The 17,847-nt window shown below is 70.2% G+C and carries 17 protein-coding genes; 5 read left to right on the forward strand and 12 right to left on the reverse strand.

The features are described from left to right. Positions 1-44: 44 nt before the first annotated feature. From JGR64_RS03305 to JGR64_RS03325, 5 genes are read right to left on the reverse strand one after another with little or no spacing between them, the layout of a single operon-like run. A complete protein-coding gene (locus tag JGR64_RS03305) occupies positions 45-1,322 on the reverse strand; it encodes a cysteine desulfurase (RefSeq protein WP_199375100.1) in 1,278 nt (425 codons plus the stop codon). Further along, complete coding sequence (sufD, locus tag JGR64_RS03310) at positions 1,319-2,590, reverse strand: Fe-S cluster assembly protein SufD (RefSeq protein WP_199375101.1); 1,272 nt, start codon at positions 2,588-2,590, stop codon at positions 1,319-1,321. Before sufD ends, JGR64_RS03305 begins: the two co-directional genes overlap by 4 nt. Continuing rightward, positions 2,590-3,357 carry a Fe-S cluster assembly ATPase SufC gene (sufC, locus tag JGR64_RS03315; protein ID WP_199375102.1) on the reverse strand — a complete coding sequence of 256 codons (768 nt, stop codon included), beginning with the start codon at positions 3,355-3,357 and terminating at the stop codon, positions 2,590-2,592. Before sufC ends, sufD begins: the two co-directional genes overlap by 1 nt. Positions 3,358-3,396: 39 nt before the next feature. Further along, positions 3,397-4,866, reverse strand: coding sequence for a Fe-S cluster assembly protein SufB (sufB, locus tag JGR64_RS03320; RefSeq protein ID WP_199375103.1), 1,470 nt, complete (start codon positions 4,864-4,866; stop codon positions 3,397-3,399). A gap of 17 nt (positions 4,867-4,883) precedes the next feature. Then, positions 4,884-5,348: an SUF system Fe-S cluster assembly regulator gene (locus tag JGR64_RS03325; RefSeq protein WP_199375104.1), complete on the reverse strand. Its 465-nt coding sequence runs from the start codon at positions 5,346-5,348 to the stop codon at positions 4,884-4,886. Positions 5,349-5,474: 126 nt separating this feature from the next. On the opposite strand from JGR64_RS03325, the gene JGR64_RS03330 reads away from it, so the two are divergent. Together JGR64_RS03330 and JGR64_RS03335 are read left to right on the forward strand one after the other, a co-directional pair. Beyond that, a complete protein-coding gene (locus tag JGR64_RS03330; RefSeq protein ID WP_199375170.1) occupies positions 5,475-5,969 on the forward strand; it encodes an SET domain-containing protein-lysine N-methyltransferase in 495 nt (164 codons plus the stop codon). A 136-nt stretch (positions 5,970-6,105) separates the two neighbouring features. Next, positions 6,106-8,337 (forward strand): DUF5916 domain-containing protein, encoded by a 2,232-nt coding sequence (locus tag JGR64_RS03335; protein ID WP_199375105.1) that lies wholly within the window; start codon positions 6,106-6,108, stop codon positions 8,335-8,337. A gap of 6 nt (positions 8,338-8,343) precedes the next feature. On the opposite strand, the gene JGR64_RS03340 is transcribed toward JGR64_RS03335, so the two are convergent. The 6 genes from JGR64_RS03340 to fusA form a co-directional block, all read right to left on the reverse strand. Then, positions 8,344-9,099, reverse strand: coding sequence for a nuclear transport factor 2 family protein (locus tag JGR64_RS03340; protein WP_234446993.1), 756 nt, complete (start codon positions 9,097-9,099; stop codon positions 8,344-8,346). Positions 9,100-9,167: 68 nt separating this feature from the next. Then, on the reverse strand, positions 9,168-9,599 hold the full coding sequence (locus JGR64_RS03345) for a hypothetical protein (protein ID WP_199375107.1): 432 nt from the start codon (positions 9,597-9,599) through the stop codon (positions 9,168-9,170). 74 nt (positions 9,600-9,673) lie between these two features. Then, on the reverse strand, positions 9,674-10,243 hold the full coding sequence (locus JGR64_RS03350; RefSeq protein WP_199375108.1) for a M23 family metallopeptidase: 570 nt from the start codon (positions 10,241-10,243) through the stop codon (positions 9,674-9,676). Between the two features lie 2 nt (positions 10,244-10,245). Next, a complete protein-coding gene (locus tag JGR64_RS03355) occupies positions 10,246-10,893 on the reverse strand; it encodes a tellurite resistance TerB family protein (protein ID WP_199375109.1) in 648 nt (215 codons plus the stop codon). Between the two features lie 157 nt (positions 10,894-11,050). After that, a complete protein-coding gene (locus JGR64_RS03360) occupies positions 11,051-11,440 on the reverse strand; it encodes an HU family DNA-binding protein (RefSeq protein ID WP_182823828.1) in 390 nt (129 codons plus the stop codon). Positions 11,441-11,581: 141 nt separating this feature from the next. Beyond that, on the reverse strand, positions 11,582-13,645 hold the full coding sequence (fusA, locus tag JGR64_RS03365) for an elongation factor G (RefSeq protein WP_199375110.1): 2,064 nt from the start codon (positions 13,643-13,645) through the stop codon (positions 11,582-11,584). A 230-nt stretch (positions 13,646-13,875) separates the two neighbouring features. On the opposite strand from fusA, the gene JGR64_RS03370 reads away from it, so the two are divergent. From JGR64_RS03370 to JGR64_RS03380, 3 genes are all read left to right on the forward strand, one after another. After that, entirely contained in the window at positions 13,876-14,310 is a 435-nt protein-coding gene (locus JGR64_RS03370; protein ID WP_199375111.1) for an OsmC family protein, read from the forward strand. 143 nt (positions 14,311-14,453) lie between these two features. Then, on the forward strand, positions 14,454-15,152 hold the full coding sequence (locus JGR64_RS03375; RefSeq protein WP_199375112.1) for a glycine zipper 2TM domain-containing protein: 699 nt from the start codon (positions 14,454-14,456) through the stop codon (positions 15,150-15,152). Positions 15,153-15,252: 100 nt separating this feature from the next. Next, entirely contained in the window at positions 15,253-16,953 is a 1,701-nt protein-coding gene (locus JGR64_RS03380; protein ID WP_199375113.1) for an amidohydrolase, read from the forward strand. A 9-nt stretch (positions 16,954-16,962) separates the two neighbouring features. Here the strand turns inward: JGR64_RS03380 and JGR64_RS03385 are convergent, their stop codons facing one another. Then, positions 16,963-17,838, reverse strand: coding sequence for a PhzF family phenazine biosynthesis protein (locus JGR64_RS03385; protein ID WP_199375114.1), 876 nt, complete (start codon positions 17,836-17,838; stop codon positions 16,963-16,965). Between the last annotated feature and the right edge of the window lie 9 nt (positions 17,839-17,847).

Here is a 17,847-nt window from a genome sequence, read left to right on the forward strand (position 1 = left end):
CGGCATTTTGGCAGCACCGCCTGTCCGTCGGCGCGCGGGCACGCTCAGGCCAGCAGGCGGCGGACCTTGCCGAGCGCGGCCACGAAGGCCTCGATCTCGTCGTGCGTGTTGTAGAACGCCAGCGAGGCGCGGCAGGTGGCGGTGACGCCCAGCCACTGCAGCAGCGGATGCGCGCAGTGCTGGCCTGAGCGGATCGCGACGCCCTGGAGGTCGAGCAGGGTGGCCAGGTCATGGGCATGCACGCCATCGACCACGAACGACACCACGGCGGCCTTGCCCGGCGCGGCGCCGAGGATGCGCAGGCCGTCGACCTTGCGCAGCTCTTCATTGAAGTGGGCCAGCAACTCCTGCTCGCGCGCTTCCACGTTGGCCATGCCGAGCGCGTCCAGATAGTCCACCGCCGCGCCGAGGCCGATGAAGCCGGCGATGTTGGGCGTGCCGGCCTCGAACCTGCGCGGCGGGTCGGCGAACACCGTGCCGTCCAGGCGCACCTCGGTGATCATCTCGCCGCCGCCGAGGAACGGCGGCATGGCTGCCAGGTGCTCGCGGCGCGCCCACAGCGCGCCGGTGCCGGTCGGCCCGCACATCTTGTGGCCGGTGAAGGCGTAGAAATCGCAGCCGATCGCGGCGATGTCGACCGGACGGTGCGGCAAGGCCTGCGAGCCGTCGACCACGGTGGTGATGCCGCGGCGCCGCGCTTCGCGGCAGATCCCGGCCACCGGGTTCACGGTGCCCAGCACGTTGCTGACGTGGGTAACGGCCAGCAGCTTGACGGCACCGGTCATCTTGTCGCGCAGCATGTCGAGGTCGAGGCTGCCGTCGGGCAGCAGCTCCACGACCTCGATGCGCGCGCCGGTGCGCTGCGCCACCAGCTGCCAAGGCACGATGTTGGCGTGGTGCTCCATGCGCGTGAGCAGGATCACGTCACCCGGCCCCAGCCGCGGCAGCGCCCACGAATACGCCACCAGGTTGATCGCGAACGTGGTGCCGCTGCACAGCACCAGGTCGTCGGGGCGCACGTTGGTGAAGCGCGCGATCCTGCGCCGCGCGCCTTCATAGGCCTCGGTCGCCTCGCTGCCGAGCTGGTGCACGGCGCGGCTGACGTTGGCGTTGTGGTGGCGGTAGAACGCGTCGACCGCGTCGATCACCGCGGCCGGCTTCTGGCCGGTGTTTGCAGAGTCGAAGTACACCAGCGGCTTGCCGTGCACCTCGCGCGCGAGCAGCGGGAAATCGGCGCGTACCGCCGCCCAGTCAACCGCGTCCGCCGCAAGCGCCCGTGCGGCGGGGCCAGGATGGGGATGCGGCTGGCCTGGACCGTTCATGCCAGCGCCTGGGACTGCACCGCGCGGTCCAGCACCGCCTCCAGCAGCGTGCGCAGCGCGGGCGTGGTCACCACGGCCAGCAGCGGCTCGCGCACGAACGCGGCCGTCAGCAGGGCGCGCGCCTCGGGCTCGGCCAGGCCGCGCGAACGCAGGTAGAACATCGCGTCGGGATCGAGCTGGCCGACGGTGGCGCCGTGCGCAGCCTGGACCTCTTCGGCGTGGATCACCAGCACCGGCTGGGTGTCGATCTCGGCGGTGTCGGACAGCAGCAGGTTCTTGTTCGACAGGCGCGCATCGCTGCCGTCGGCGCCTTCGCGGATCTCGATGCCGCCATGGAACACGGAGCGGCCCCGGCCCGCCGCCATGCCGCGCCAGCCGAGCTGGCTGCGCGTGTCGCGGGCGATGTGCTGGATGCCCAGTCGGGTGTCGAGGTGGCGGCGGGCGGAGGCCAGCATCACGCCGTTGGCGACCAGTTCAGCGTTCTCGCCTTCCAGGCGCACGTTGAGCTCGTGTCGCGACAGGCCGGCGCCGAGCTCGAGGTCGAGGCGGCGATAGGTGGCATCGCGTGCGAGGACCGCGTCGGTCCGGGTGAACAGCGTGGCCCGCGGCGCCTCGTCCTGGATGCGCGCGTGGCGCAGCACCGCGCCAGTGGCGACGTGCACGTGGCTCAGCGTATTGCCGAGGTGGGCGTGCTCGCTGCTGGCGATGTGGTGTTCGATCACCGTTGCGCTGGCGCCGCGGCGCAGCTCGATGAAGTGGCGCGAATGCCAGGCCACGTCGCCCCCGGCCGGCGCGCCCACGAACACCAGGTGCACCGGCAGCGGGATCGCGACGCCCTCGGCCACGCGCAACACCGCGCCGTCATCGGCGAGCGCGGCGTTGAGGCGCGCGAAGACCTCGTCGGCGCGCGCGTAGGCCTTGTCGAGGAAGTTGCTTTCGCGCGGGTCGGGGTCGGCGAGTGCGGCGGACAGCGGCAGCAGCCGCGCGCCTTCAGGCAATCCGGTCAGGTCCGAGTCCGCGGCGAGGTAGCGGCCGTTGGCGAACACCAGCCGCGGCGCCGGGATGTCGGCGAACAGCGCGGGATCGATCGCGTCGTGGAGCAGCGGCGCCGGCGAGAAGCTGCGGCGCTCGAGCGCGCGCAGCGAGGTGTACTTCCAGGCTTCGCTGCGCGCGCCCGGCAGGCCGTCGCGCAGCGCGGCATCGAGCGCCGCGCGACGCGTGGCCGCGCCGCTGAAGCCGGCGGCAAGCGAGTCGAGCAGTGCGGCCATCAGGCGACGGCCTCCGGCGCCACGCGGTCCTTGATCCACTCGTAGCCCTGGGCTTCGAGCTGCAGCGCCAGTTCCGGGCCGCCGCTCTGCACGATGCGGCCGTCGGCGAGCACGTGCACCACGTCCGGCTTGATGTAGTCGAGCAGGCGCTGGTAGTGGGTGATCACCAGGAAGGCGCGGTCCGGCGAGCGCAGCGCGTTGACGCCGTCGGCGACCTGGCGCAGCGCATCGATGTCCAGGCCGGAGTCGGTCTCGTCCAGGATCGCCAGCTTCGGCTGCAGCACCGCCATCTGGAAGATCTCGTTGCGCTTCTTCTCGCCGCCGCTGAAGCCCTCGTTGACGCCGCGGTGCAGCAGCTGGTCGTCGAGGTGCAGCACGCCAAGCTTCTCGCGCACCACCTTCAGGAACTGCATCGAGTCCAGCTCCTGCTCGCCGCGCGCCTTGCGCTGCGCGTTGAGCGCGCTGCGCAGGAAGTAGGTGTTGTTTACGCCGGGGATCTCGACCGGGTACTGGAACGCGAGGAACACGCCGGCGGCGGCGCGCGCCTCGGGCTCCAGCGCGAGCAGGTCGGCGCCTTCGAATTCGACCGCGCCCTCGGTGACGTCATAGCCGTCCCGGCCGGCGACGATGTTGCCGAGCGTCGACTTGCCGGCGCCGTTGGGCCCCATGATGGCGTGCACTTCGCCGGGCTTCACTTCGAGCGAGAGGCCCTTGAGGATTTCGCGGCCGCCGGGGATGGCGGCGTGGAGGTTGGTGATCTTGAGCATGTATGTGGTCCGGTGTGGGAGGTTCGCAGGGGCCGGCGGTCAGCCGACGGAGCCTTCAAGGCTGACTTCCAGGAGCTTCTTGGCTTCCACCGCGAACTCCATCGGCAGCTCCTTGAACACCTGCTTGCAAAAGCCGTCGACGATCAGGCTCACCGCGTCTTCCTCGCTGATGCCGCGGCTGCGGCAATAGAACATCTGGTCGTCGCTGATCTTGGACGTGGTGGCCTCGTGCTCGACGGTGGCGCCCGGGTTCTTCACCTCGATGTAGGGGAAGGTGTGCGCGCCGCAGGTCTTGCCGATCAGCAGGCTGTCGCATTGCGTGTGGTTGCGCGCGCCGTCGGCGCCGGCGGCGATCTTGACCAGGCCGCGGTAGGTGTTCTGGCCGTGGCCGGCGCTGATGCCCTTGCTGACGATGGTGCTCTTGGTGCGCTTGCCGACGTGGATCATCTTGGTGCCGGTATCGGCCTGCTGGCGGTGGTGGGTGAGCGCCACCGAGTGGAACTCGCCGACCGAGTCGTCGCCCAGCAGCACGCAGCTGGGGTACTTCCAGGTGATCGCCGAGCCGGTCTCGACCTGCGTCCACGTGACCTTGCTGCGCGCGCCGCGGCACTCGGCGCGCTTGGTCACGAAGTTGTAGATGCCGCCGACGCCGTTCTCGTCGCCCGGGTACCAGTTCTGCACCGTGGAGTACTTGATGTCGGCATCGTCCAGCGCCACCAGCTCAACCACCGCGGCGTGCAGCTGGTTCTCGTCGCGCATCGGTGCGGTGCAGCCTTCCAGGTACGACACCTGGGCGCGCTCCTCGCAGATGATGAGCGTGCGCTCGAACTGGCCGGTGTGGCCGGCGTTGATGCGGAAATAGGTGCTGAGTTCCATCGGGCAGCGCACGCCCTTGGGGATGAACACGAACGAGCCGTCGGAGAACACCGCCGAGTTCAGCGCCGCGAAATAGTTGTCGCCGGTCGGCACCACGGTGCCGAGGTACTGCTTCACCAGCTCCGGGTGGTCCTTGATGGCTTCCGACATGGAGCAGAAGATCACGCCCTTCTCGGCCAGCTCCTTGCGGAACGTGGTGCCCACCGAGACCGAGTCGAACACCGCGTCCACCGCCACGCCGGCCAGCCGGGCGCGCTCGTGCAGCGGCACGCCGAGCTTGTCGTAGGTGTCGAGCAGTTCCTTGGGCACGTCGTCGAGCGAGGCGTACTTCGGGCCCTTGGGCGCGGAGTAGTAGCTGATCGCCTGGAAGTCGATCGGCGCGATGGAGAGCTTGGCCCAGTGCGGCACCGGCATGGTCAGCCAGTGGCGGTAGGCCGCCAGGCGCCATTCGGTCATCCACTCGGGCTCGTCCTTCTTGGCCGAAAGCGCGCGCACGGTGCCCTCGTCCAGCCCGATGGGCAGCGAATCGGACTCGATGTCGGTGATGAAGCCGGCGTCGTAGCGACGGCCGAGCTGTTCGTGGATCTCGCGGTTGGCGAGAACCTCGTCCTGTGGTGCGATCTGGGTGGCCATGGGGGCTGCCTGTGGACTCAGGTCACGGCGAGGCGCGCGGGGATGCGCCTCGACGTGCCGGGTGGGGTGTCGGGGAGGGGCGGGGTGTCGAGCATCTGCGCAAGGCTTACCCCGCGCAGCGCGTCGGCGACCACGTCGTTGATGCGCCGCCAGTTGGCGCGCGCGCCGCACTGGCTGGCGATGCCGCAGCTCGTGTCGTCGAGGCTGCATTCGGTCATCGCCAGCGGACCTTCCATGGCCTCGACGATTGCGATCAGGCTGATGTCGCAGGCCGGGCGCGACAGGCGGTAGCCGCCATGCGCGCCGCGGAAGGCGTCCACCAGGCCGGCCTGCGCCAGCGGTTTCAGCACCTTGCTGACCGTCGGCGGTTCGAGACCCGCCTGCTCGGCCAGCTCGACGGCGCTCAGCACGCGGCCGGGCCGCGCGGCGAGCACGGTGAGCACCACGGTGGCGTAGTCGGTCAGGCGGGTGACGCGGAGCATGGGCGATCCTCAATCAGGACCGAAATTGTACTCTTTGCCCGCGCGCGGTCCAAGCTGGCACGTTCAGCTGCCATGGCAGAACCGCCGCGCTTGCACCACAATGGTTTTTTTGCCGGCGAAGACCAGATGTCGAAGAAGGAAAAAGCCAGCGCCAAGGTCCGCAAGATCGAGGCGCGCGAGTCCGGGATCCACGGCAAGGGCGTGTTCGCCATCGCCCCGATCGCCAAGGGCGAGCGCGTGGTGCGCTACAAGGGCGCGCTGCGCACCCATGACGAGGTCGACAGCGCATACGGCGACCTCGACGAGGACGGCCACACCTTCCTGTTCACGCTCAACGACGAATACGTCATCGACGGCAACGTCGACGGCAACGTGGCGCGCTGGATCAACCACAGCTGCGCGCCCAACTGCGAAGCCGTGATCGAAGAAGACGACCGGGACCGTCGCCACAAGGACAAGGTGCTCATCGAGGCGATGCGCGACATCAAGCCAGGCGAAGAGCTGACCTACAACTACGGCATCGTCCTGGACGAGCGCCATACCGCGAAGCTCAAGAAGCTCTGGGGCTGCCGCTGCGGCGCGCCCGATTGCACCGGGACCATGCTGCAGCCCAAGCGCTGAGGCAGCTGCCCGCGCCCGGCGCCCGGGGTGGCGTCGATGCGCGAAGCGGCCGGAAGGTTTGCATGACTTGTGCCGGTCGGTGGCGGGCACCGATCCGCGTACAAAGCGGGTCGGATGTACCCGCTACGGATTCCGCATGACCCGTTGTCGCCTCGCGCTCCTTTCCCTGCTGTCCGTCATCGCCGCGCCGGCGGCCGCGATCGAGGTCGATGGCCGCATCGATCCTGCCGAATGGGCGGGTGCCCGGCATGTCACCGACTTCCGCAAGGTGCAGCCCCTGTCGGGCGAGCCGGCCTCGCTGGCCACGGAAGCCTGGGTGCTGGCGACCCCGGAGGGGCTGGCCGTGGCCTTCCGCAACCAGCAGCCCGCCTCGGTTCCTCGCACGCGGCAACGCGTCCAGCGCGACTTCGACGAGCAGGTCGACCGGGTCAACCTGATGGTCGATTTCGACGGCGACGGCCGCACCGGCTATGACTTCGTGGTCGCCTCCACCGGAGGCGTCGGCGACTCGGTGATCACCAACCAGAACCAGTTCAATGACGACTGGGACGGCCACTGGCAGCACGCGGTCTCCGAGGACGACGACAGCTGGTCCGTGGAGATGCTGATCCCCTGGTACATCGCGCCGATGCGCAGCGGCGCAGATGGCGTGCGCACGCTCAAGGTCTACCTGGATCGCGTGGTGGGCACCACGGGCGAGCGCGTGGGCTGGCCGGCCGCGAGCTACCAGCGCGCGCGCTTCCTGTCCGACTTCGCCGCGCTGGAGGTGCCGCTGTACAGCCAGTCGCTGCTCGCCGTCACGCCGTTCGTGTCCGGGCTGTACGACAACGTCGGCGGCCACGGCGACGGCAACGCCGGCGTCGACATCTTCTGGAAGCCGAACGGCCAGTTCCAGCTCACCGCCACCATCAAGCCGGATTTCGGCCAGGTCGAGAGCGACGACCTGGTGGTCAACTTCAGCGCCACCGAGACCTTCATCAGCGACAAGCGCCCGTTCTTCACCGAGAACCAGGGCCTGTTCGAATACACCACGCCGTCGGACTACAGCCAGCTGCTGTACACGCGCCGCATCGGCGGCCCGGCGGACGATGGGATGGGGTCCAGCGAGATCGACGCCGCGCTCAAGCTCAACGGCAGCCTGGGCGCCGCGAAATACGGCCTGTTCGCCGCGGAGGAATCGGGAGAGGCCGGGCGCAGCTTCGCCGCGCTGCGGCTGGTGCGCGACTTCAGCAACCAGGACGTCGGCATGATGCTGACCCGCGTGCAGCGGCCGTGGCTGGACCGGGAAGCCACCGTGCTGGGCGTCGACCACAACTGGCGTCCCAGCGCGCGCTGGAACGTGCGCAGCCGCGTCTTCGGCAGCCGCATCGGCCAGCCCGCCGGCGACAGCGAGGACCTTGGCGCCACCGTCTGGGCCGACTACGAGATGGAGCACGGCTGGCGCCAGCAGTGGATCGCCATGCACTTCGGCGACGCGCTGGAGATCAACGACATGGGCTACCTGGCGCGCAACAACCTCAACTACGGCCACTGGCAGGTCTCGCGGCGCTTCACCTCGCTGCCCGGGGAATCGCGCTACGCATCCAAGGACTGGCGCTGGCGCGCGAGCTCCACCTTCAACGACCACGGCCAGCGCCTGAGCCACCAGTTCCGCATGAGCCGCGACAGCCAGCTGCGCGATGGCAGCTCCGAATACGCACAGGTGAACGTCAACAGCGCCGGCATGGACGACCGCCTGACCCGCGGCAACGGCGTGCTCCGCCTGCCGCCGAATTTCAGCGCGTACTTCGAGTACGGACGCCCGCGCAAGGGGCGCTGGGCGTACGAGATGGACGCCGAAGTCTTCAGCCACGGCCTGGCGGGCAACGACCGGCTCGGCTATGCACTGAGCGTCGAGCCGTCCTGGTTCGCCAGTGATGCGCTGCGGCTGCACGCCGGTGGCTCGGCCATCCATCGGCCGGACTGGCTGTTGTGGCAGGGCGGCAACCTGGTTGGCGGGTTCGACGGGCGCGAGCTCGCCTTCAACGCAGGCCTGGACTGGTCGATCGGCGCGCGCCAGGAACTGCGGGTGAAGCTGCAGGCGCTGGCCATCGACGCGCGGCTTCGGCAGGCCTGGCGCGTGGAGCAGTCGGGCCGCGCCGTGCCGGTGGATGACCCGGTGGACGACTTCAGTGTGCGAACGCTGGGGTTCCAGGTCCGCTACCGTTACGAGCTGGCGCCGCTGTCGTATCTCTATGTCGTGTATGCGCGCGGCGGCTACCTCGAGGAACCGTTCGCGGAGACGCCGCTGCGGGGCCTGCGCGACAGCTTCGACCTGCGCGACGACGAACAGCTGCTGGTCAAACTGAGCTACCGCTTCGAACTGTGAGGCCGCTCAGGGCTGGTATTCGCGCAGCTCCGCCGCGGTGATGCGCCATGCGCCGCTGCCGTCGGCCGTGGCGCGCCGGAGGACGTAGGCGCCGACGTAGCGCTGCTCGCTGCCGTCGGCCCGGGTGGTGGTGACCGAGACCGGCACTTCGACCAGGCGCGCGCCGGCTGCGCCGCTCACCACGCCCGGCTCACCCGGCTGCACCACCGTCCGCGTACCGCTGAAACCCGCCGCGAACTGTTCCGGCGTCTGGCCGCTGCTGCGGCCGCCGTCCGACCACATCGCGTAGGCGCGCGCGTGATCGCCTCGCGCGATCGCGGCGTAGTAGTCGCGGACCAAGGCGACGGCGTCGGCGGCTGCCGGTTCGAGCGCTGACATCACGGGCGTTACTGGCGTCACTGGCGTCACTGTCGGAGCCGTCGCTGTCGTCGCGGTCGTCGCCGACAGGTCGACCACGCCGATCAGGCCGGTCTCGGGGTTGTCCTCGAGTGGCGGCAGGCCGCCATCGCCGGGCATGGCGCCGGGGATCGGCACGACCATGGCGATCCCGTCCGAGGCCGCCGGGCGCAGGCCGCCCAGCGGCACGTTTCCGGGACCGGGTGCGTCGGGCATGCCGGTGACCGAGCCACCGGACTGCGCGGGTGTGGGCAGCGCTGCGAGGTCTTCGTCCGTGGACCCACGGGTGGGCGCAGCGTCGTTGTCATCGCCGCAGGCGGCGAGGGCCAACACGAGGAGGCAGGAAAGCAGGCGGAAACCGGTCATGGCGGAGGCGGAGGGGGCGGGCGACGCACGACCATACGCAGCGGCGATGAACGTGCCGTCAGCATGCTTCACGGCGGATCGGTGAGCACGCGGCGGTGTGGCTGCAGCCACGCCAGCAGCATGCCGAGCAGCACCATGGCGACGAGGTCCAGCGCCACCTGGCGCAGCATCAGCGACATCGGCAGCGGCTGTGCGACGAAGGCGAAGATGTGCCAGGGCACGTACGACACCAGCGCGATCGCGAGCCCGAAGCGCGCGCCGCGGCCAAGGTCGACGCCGTCGCTGGCCGGCATGCGCCGGTACAGCCAGGTCATCGACAGGCCGAGCAGCAGGTAGGCGGGCAGGATCCACACCGCCTGCGCATTCGCCTGTTCCTGGGTGCGGTACAGCGGGGCCAGCGCCTGGTAGTCGGCGCGCAGCAGCAGCCCGTGCACGGCGAAGCCGAGGATGAGCCCGGCCGCGGCCACCACGATCCCGCAGATCAAGAAGCGCTTGTCCATGCCGTCGCTACGTCCTTCCGCGCGGTGACGCCGCGCGACACGCGAAGCCTAGCGCCGCGCCGTCGCGGCGTCGATCATCGCGCCGCGGCGTCCGCCTGCTTCCCGTCTTCGCCCGCGCGCAGCATGGGCAGCGGGTCGATCGCCCCTTCGCTGTCGTACACGCCGTAATGGAGGTGCGGCGGCGTGCCGAGCGCGTTGCCGGTATCGCCGACACGGCCAAGCACGCTGCCCTCGACCAGAATGTCGCCTTCGGCAAGGCCAGGCGCCCAGTCCTCGAGGTGCGCGTAATAGTGGCGTTGGCGAGCCGGGCCGAGCACCCAGACCTGGCGGCCGCCAAGTCCGCCTTCGCGCACCGATGCCACGATGCCGCGCGTGGCGCTGCTCACCGCAGTGCCGCGTGGCGCGAAGATGTCCACCCCGGCGTGCGTGCGGTCGCTGCCGCGTGGCGCGCCGAAGGTATCCGCGACCCGCGCGGCGCGCACGCCTGCGACCGGCATGGCCAGCACCTCGGGCGCCGGCATGCGCGACAGCTCCCACAGCGTTCGCGGCTTTGCCATGAACGGCTGTTGCCACGACCAGTGCGCCACGGCCGCCAGCGCCGCCAGCACGAACAGCCAGGCGGCGAGGCGACCCAGCGCGCGCATGCTCAGGCGCGTTCGAGTTCGCTTGCCAGGCGCTGGCGCAGTTCGTCGTCGAGCTTCAGCTGCCGCGCGAGTTCATCGAGGTAGGCGCGCTCCATGAAGTTCTGCTCGTCGACCGCCATCAGGCTGGCGAGGTACATCTCCGACGCGATCTCCGGCGTGGTGGCCGCGCGCGCGACCTCGGCGGGATCGAGCGGCTTGGCGAGCTCGGCGTGCAGCCACTCTTGCACCTCGGTGCCGGGGTTGAGGCGTGCGAATTCGCCTTCGATCACGCCGCGCTCGCGTTCGTCGATGTGGCCGTCGGCCTTGGCCGCGCCCACCAGCGCACGCAGGATCGCCTCGCTGTGCACGGCCGCCTGCGCTGGCGGCAGGCGGTCGACGGTCTGCGGCGCCGGCTGTCCCGGGCCCTGCTGCGCCTTGTAATCGCCATAGGCCTTGTAGGCCATCACGCCGACGGCGGCGAGTCCGCCGTAGGTGGCGAGCTTGCGCGTGGACTTGTTCTTGCCGAGCAGCAGGCCGAGCGCACCACCGGTGATGGCGCCCTTGCCGAAGTCGGCATTGAGCAGGCTGCGGGCCGACGACTGGCCACCGGTGGCCGGTGAGCCGCTGGATTCGGACTTGAGGAGATGTTCGAGGAAGCCTTGCAGGTTCATTGGTCGTTCCCTGGATCGTGCATGTCGTTGGATGCCGGCACGTCGCCGGCACTGCGCCGAGGATGCGCGACAGGTCGTTGCGAAAATGTTGCCGGCCCGGAAACGACTCGGGACGGCGAATGCCGTCCCGAGCAGGTACCACGATGGCGCGTGCCGGTCAGGCAGCGGCGTCCTTCAGCTTCTTCAGCGGGCGCACCTTGACCTTGATCGAGGCGGGCTTTGCAGCGAACCACTGCTCTTCCTTGGTGAAGGGGTTGATGCCCTTGCGCTTCGGCTTGGCAGCAACCTTGACGGAGGTGATCTTCAGCAGGCCAGGCAGGGTGAATGCACCCGCGCCCTTCTTGCTGACCGACGCGTGCACCGCGCCTTCGAGGGCGCCCATGACTGCGCGCACGTCCTTCGCCGCAACACCGGTCGCCTCGGCGATGTGTGCGACGAGGCCCGACTTGGTCAGGGCTTCCTTGATCGGCTTCGGAGCGGCGGCCGGCTTCGCAGCGGCCTTCTTCGGGGCGGCCTTCGTCACCGCCTTGGTAGCTTTCTTCGCCATGTGTGTGTGATTCCGTTGTTCGTAGATGGGTTGTCGGGCCGACCCCGTCGGCAAACGCAATGTAGGGCATGCCCGGGGCCGCGCCAAGTGGAAAGCACGGGGAATCCGGCTTTTTTTCGCGACCGGCATGCGCCGCGAAGCTCAGTCGTCCTCCTGGCGGGGCTTCCATGCCGTCGCCAGGGTGTGCTGCAGCTGCGCGGGAACCGGCTCGTAATGGCTGAAATCAAGCGAATACCGGCCGCGCCCGGCGGTCGCCGACTTGAGCTCCGGTGCATAGCCCTCGAGCTCGGACTGCGGCAGTTGCGCCTTGACCACGATGTCGCCGCCGCGTGCGCTGTCGGTGCCCAGGATGCGCGCACGCCGGCTTGCGAGGCCTCCGCTCACGTCACCCATGCAGTCCTCCGGCGCCACCACCACCAGGTCGACGATGGGCTCGAGGACCTGCGGCGCGGCCTTCGACACGGCATCGAGGAAGGCCTTCCTGCCGGCGGTGACGAAGGCGACCTCCTTGCTGTCCACCGGATGGTGCTTGCCGTCATGCACGATCACGCGCACGTCCTGGATCGGGTAGCCCGCGATGGCGCCGGTACCCAATGCCTGGCGCACGCCCTTCTCGACCGCGGGCAGGAACTGGCCGGGGATGGTGCCGCCCTTCACCGCGTCCACGAACTCGAAGCCGGTGCCGCGTGGCAGCGGTTCCACGCGCAGGAACACCTCGCCGAACTGGCCCGCGCCACCGGTCTGCTTCTTGTGGCGGTGGTGGCCTTCAGCCGCCGCGGCGATCGTTTCGCGATAGGCGATGCGCGGCGGCCGGCTCGTGACCTCCACGCCGTGGCGCTCACGCAGGCGCTCGAGGTGGACGCGCAGGTGCAGTTCCGACAGGCCGCGCACCACGGTCTCGCCGGTCTCGGCATCGTGCTCGACCTGGAAGCACGGATCCTCTTCCGACAGCTTGTGCAGGGCGGTGGCGAGCTTCTGCTCCTGGCCCTTGCTCGCCGCCTCCACCGCAAGCCCGAACATCGGCTTCGGGTAGGCCATCGGCGCCAGGTGCAGGGTGTCCTCGTCGTGGCTGTCGTGCAGCACGGCATCGAAATGCAGCGCGTCGATCTTGGCCACCGCGGCGATGTCCCCCGGCACCGCCTGCTCGATCTCCATGTGGTCCTTGCCGAAGATGCGGAACAGATGCGCGACCTTGAACGGCTTGCGGCCGTCGTCGACGAACAGCTGGCCGTCGCGGCGCACCGTGCCCTGGTGGACGCGGAAAATGCCGAGCTTGCCGACGAAGGGATCGTTGATGATCTTGAAGACATCGGCGATCACGTGCGCGTCCGGATCGGGCGTCGAGGTCACCGGCGTGGATGCCTCGCCGATGCCGCGCTGGAACGGCGGTGGATTGGCTTCGCCGGGGTGCGGGAACAGCGTGGCGATGACATCGAGCAGTTCGGCGATGCCCACGCCGGTGCGCGCGGACACGAAGCACACCGGCACCAGGTGCCCCTCGCGCAGGCTCTGTTCGAACGCGGCGTGCAGCTCGGCGCCACTCAGGCCGGCCTCGCCGCGGTCGAGGTAATGGTCCATCACCGACTCATCGACCTCGACCACCTGGTCGAGGATGCGCCGGTGCCAGTCGGCCACGGGGCCGACATCGCTGTCGCCACCGTCGCCGGCGAAGCAGTCGACGACGCGGCGGCCGCCGTCGGCAGGCAGGTTCACCGGCAGCACCTCCGGTCCGAAGGCGTCGCGCAGCTCGTCCAGCAGCCGCGCGCAGTCGGCCGCTTCGTGGTCGATGCGGTTGACCACGATCGCGCGGCACAGGCCGCGTTCGCCGGCGTGCGCCATGATCCGGTGCGTGCCGTGGCCGATGCCGGCATCGGCATCCACCACCACCGCCACGGTTTCGACCGCCGACAGCGCCGACAGCGTCGCGCCGCGGAAATCGGGATAGCCGGGGGTGTCCAGCAGGTTGACGTGCACGCGCGCGGCGCCGTCCACGGCGTGGTCGAGGCTGGCGATCGCGGCGTCTATCGAGTGCGCGCGCTGGCGCTCCAGCGGGTCGGTGTCGGACACGGTGCTGCCGCGTTCGATCGTGCCTGCCGCCTGGATCGCGCCGCCGGCATGCAGCAGGGCTTCGAAGAGCGTGGTCTTGCCGGCGCCAGGGTGGCCCGCCAGGGCCACGTTGCGGATCTGCGGGGTGCTGTAGGACATGAGTCCGTTCTCCCAGGGTCGGGTTGAAGGGACGTCATGGCTGTCCGTCGCGTATCGCGACCGGGCCTGCATGCGGCGGGCGGTCATGGCGGACTGGAACAGTAGCGCGGCCCGCGCCGGGCCGTCGCGTTGCGACGCAGCATGGGCGCGGCCACGCAGGCGTAACAGCCACGGCGCTAGCCTGCTGGGCCGCGTGCACACCGATGCATGCACACACTGGAGCAGGCGATATGGGTATTTCGCGCAAGGCGACCGCACACTGGTCGGGCGACCTCAAGAGCGGCCGCGGCACCATCAGCACGCCGGCGAGTGGTCTCATGGATGGCACCCGCTACGGCTTCAACACCCGGTTCGGCGACGAGAAGGGCACCAACCCGGAGGAGCTGATCGCCGCCGCGCACGCCGGCTGCTTCACCATGGCACTGGCCAATGCGCTGGCCGAAGCCGGGCATGTCGCCGAGTCCGTCGACAGCCGCGCCGAGGTCGACCTGTCGATGGAAGGCGGACCCACGCTGAGTGCGATCCGCTTGTTCACCAAGGCCAAGGTGCCGGGCATCGAGGCGGCGAAGTTCCGTGCGATCGCCGATGACGCCAAGCAGAACTGCCCGGTATCGAAGGCGCTGAGCGCCGTGCCGATCACGCTGGAAGCCGAACTGCTGGATTGATGCCGGGGGCCGTCGGCATCCAGGCTGTCGGCCGGCTAAACCCCGCGCGCGTGGCCGCTTGCGGGGGCTCCGGGTTCAGCAAGCCGTCAACGGTAACGCACTAGCGTTGCACCCATGCGCCAATCCTGGCGTGGGAGCCTGCCATGCGTCGTTCCGCCGCCACTGTCCTCGCCGTCGCCCTGGCCGTCGCCTCCGGCGCCGCATCCGCGCAGTCGCTCGGCTACAACCCTGGATATCCGCAGGCCGACCGCTACGGCCAGGAGCAGGACGCCTATTACGACGAGGCCCGCGTGCTGCGCGTCGACCCGGTGTTCGACAACGCCCGCGGCTACCCCACCTCGGAACAGCAGCGTTGCTACAGCCGCGACGACTACTACGCCGGCGATTACGCCGGTGATGGCTACGGCTATGGCGACCGTTACGGCAATGATCCCTACGCGCGCGATGGTTACGACGGCCGCGACAACGGCGGCTACCAGGGCGGCAGCGAGAACGGGCGGATGGTCGCGACCGTGGTCGGCGGGCTGGTCGGCGCGGTGCTGGGCAGCAAGGTCGGCGGCGGCTCCGGCCGCTACGCCACCTCGGCGATCGGCACGATGGTCGGCGGCATGGCAGGTCGCGAGATCTACGAGGCCACGCAACGCAACCGCGGCGCGCGCCATGGCCGGGTGACGGTGTGCGACCCGGTGCCGGACCGCTCCTACCAGGTTTCGGACAACAACTACGGCGGCGTGAACGCGTACGACGTCACCTACGAGTACGGCGGGCGCCAGTACACTACGCGCACCGCCTACCACCCTGGCGACACCATCCGCGTGCGCGTGGACGTGCGTCCGGAATAGGGCGCCATCCGGAGGTCGGCAGCGCGCCGACCGCCCGGGCGTTGCCCCGCGATGCGATCGCCGACATAGTCGGCACGGTCCGTCACGGGGAGCCTGCTGCATGCGCCGAATCGTTTTCCATCCTTTCGCACCGGTCGCCGCCGGCGTGCTGCTCGCGCTGGCCGGCGCCACGCACGCCGCCGACGGCGAACGCCTGCTGACCGCCGCACGCATCCACACCTCGGATCCGGCCATGCCGGTGGCCACCGCCATGGTGTGGAGTGCCGACGGCCGGATCCTCGCCGTCGGCGACGCCGGCGAGCTGGCCGCGCGCCATCCCGGCGCCGAACGCATCGACGCCGGCGACGCCACGGTGATCCCGGGATTGATCGACGCCCACGTGCACCTCGTCGATCTCGGCCATGCGTTGATGCAGGCCGACCTGGTGGGCGCGCGCAGCACAGGCGAGATCGTCGAGCGGCTGCAGGCGTTCGCGCAGTCTCTGCCGGAGGATGCGTGGCTGATCGGTCGCGGCTGGGACCAGAACCTCTGGCCCGACAAGGCGTTCCCGACAGCGGCGGTGCTCGATGCCGCCTTCCCGCAGCGCCCGGTCGTGCTGGAACGCATCGATGGCCATGCGGCCTGGGCCAACAGCGCGGCGATGCGCGCGACCCGGCGTGACCTCGCCGGTGACTGGCAGCCCGAGGGCGGGCTGGTGCTGCGCCAGGATGGACGTCCCACCGGGGTGTTCATCGATACCGCCGCATCGCTGGTCTACGACGTCGTGCCGGCCCCGGATGACGCCTGGCAGGACCGCGCCATGGAGCGCGCGCTGCGCCACGTCGCCAGCCTCGGCCTGACCGGCGTGCACGACATGGGCACCTCGCGCAGCGAGTTCGAGGTGATGCAGCGCTTCGCCGACCGCGGCGCGCTCAGCCTGCGGGTGCGCGCCTACGCGCTCGGCGACAGCGACCTGGTTGCGGACCGGTGCCGCGATGGCGCCTACAGCCACGCCTCCGGGCGCCTGGACATGCGCGGCGTGAAACTGATGGTCGACGGCGCGCTCGGCAGCCGCGGCGCGGCGCTGATCGACGACTACAGCGACGACCCGGGCAACCGCGGCCTGCTGCTGCTCACCGAAGAAGCGCTCGAGGCCGCGGCGCTGCGCGCCAAGGGCTGCGGGCTGCAGGTGGCGACGCATGCCATCGGCGACCGCGGCAACCGCATCGTGCTCGACGCCTACCAGCGGGTGCTCGGCGATGCGGCGTCCAGCGACCACCGCTGGCGCGTCGAGCACGCGCAAGTGCTGGTGCCTGCCGACATCGAACGTTTCGCCGGCCTGCATCTGGTGGCATCCATGCAGCCCACGCACGCCACCTCCGACATGCCCTGGGCCGGCGAGCGCTTGGGCGAGGCGCGCCTTGAAGGCGCCTACGCCTGGCGCAGCTTCGTACAGGCCGGGGTGCCGCTGGCGCTCGGCTCCGATTTTCCGGTCGAGTTGCCCGATCCGCGCCTCGGCCTGCATGCGGCGGTGACCCGACAGGACGTGCATGGCCAACCGCCCGGCGGTTGGCGTGTGGACCAGGCGTTGACCGCGGCCGAGGCGCTGCACGGCTTCACCGCGGGCGCCGCGTGGGCAGCGTTCGACGAAGACGAGGCGGGGCGGCTGGCTCCGGGCCTGCGCGCGGATTTCGTGGTCCTCGCCGAGGATCCACTGGCGGTGTCCGGCAGTGAGCTGGACACGCTCCATGTGCGTTCGACCTGGGTGGACGGCCGACCCGTCCATGGGTCGGCGACGGAGACGGGCGCCGCCGCCGACTGAAGCCGGCAACTACCAGTCGATCGTGCCGCTGACGATGGCGCGCGCGCGGCCGCCGGACCAGACCTCGCCGTCCGCGTCCACGCGCAGTTCGATGATCGCGTCGTGGCCGACCTCGCGGCCCTGGCTGATGCGGTAGAAGCCGTCGTCGCCGGGCAGGGCGTCGCGTTCGGCCAGCCACGCCGCGAGCGTGGCGTTGGCCGCGCCCGATGCGGCGTCCTCGAACGGGGCGGGCGCGCCCACCCAGGCGCGCACCGCGAGGTGGTAGACCGGATCGGCGCTGCGCGCGAACATGCACAGGCCCATGCTGCCGGTCGCCTCGGCAAGCGTGGCGATCGCCGCCCAGTCGGGTTCGGCGGCGCGCAGCGTGGCTTCGTCGCGCAGCTCGGCCAGCCACCAGCGCCGGCCGCCATCCATCAGCACCGGCGGCAAGGGTCCGAGCGGGAGACTTTGCAGCGCGGCATGGAGGCGCGCATCGCCGGGATCGGCCACGTCGACCACGCGTGCGCGCGGGGTGCGTACGGCGACCGTGCGCCGGGGGCCCTCGCCATCGACGCGCAGCGGCAGTTCGCCGGCGGCGCCGGCCTGCACCAGCAGCCCGTCGCGTGGGGCGACCAGTCCGGCATCAAGCAGCACGTGTGCGGTGCCGACGCTGGGATGTCCGGCAAACGGCACTTCGCGGCGTGGGCTGAAGATGCGCAGGCCGTAGTCCGCGGTCGGCGACGGCGACGGGAAGACGAACGTGGTTTCCGGCAGCCGCGTCCAGCGCGCGATGGCCTGCATGTCCGCGTCGTCCAGGCCGTCCGCGTCGAGCACGACGGCAAGCGGATTGCCGGCACCGGGACGGTCGGCAAAGACGTCGAGCTGGACGTAGCGGCGTACGGACATGGGTGGATC

The organism is Luteimonas sp. MC1572 (genome assembly GCF_016615815.1).
In the GTDB taxonomy this organism is placed as follows: Bacteria; Pseudomonadota; Gammaproteobacteria; order Xanthomonadales; family Xanthomonadaceae; genus Luteimonas.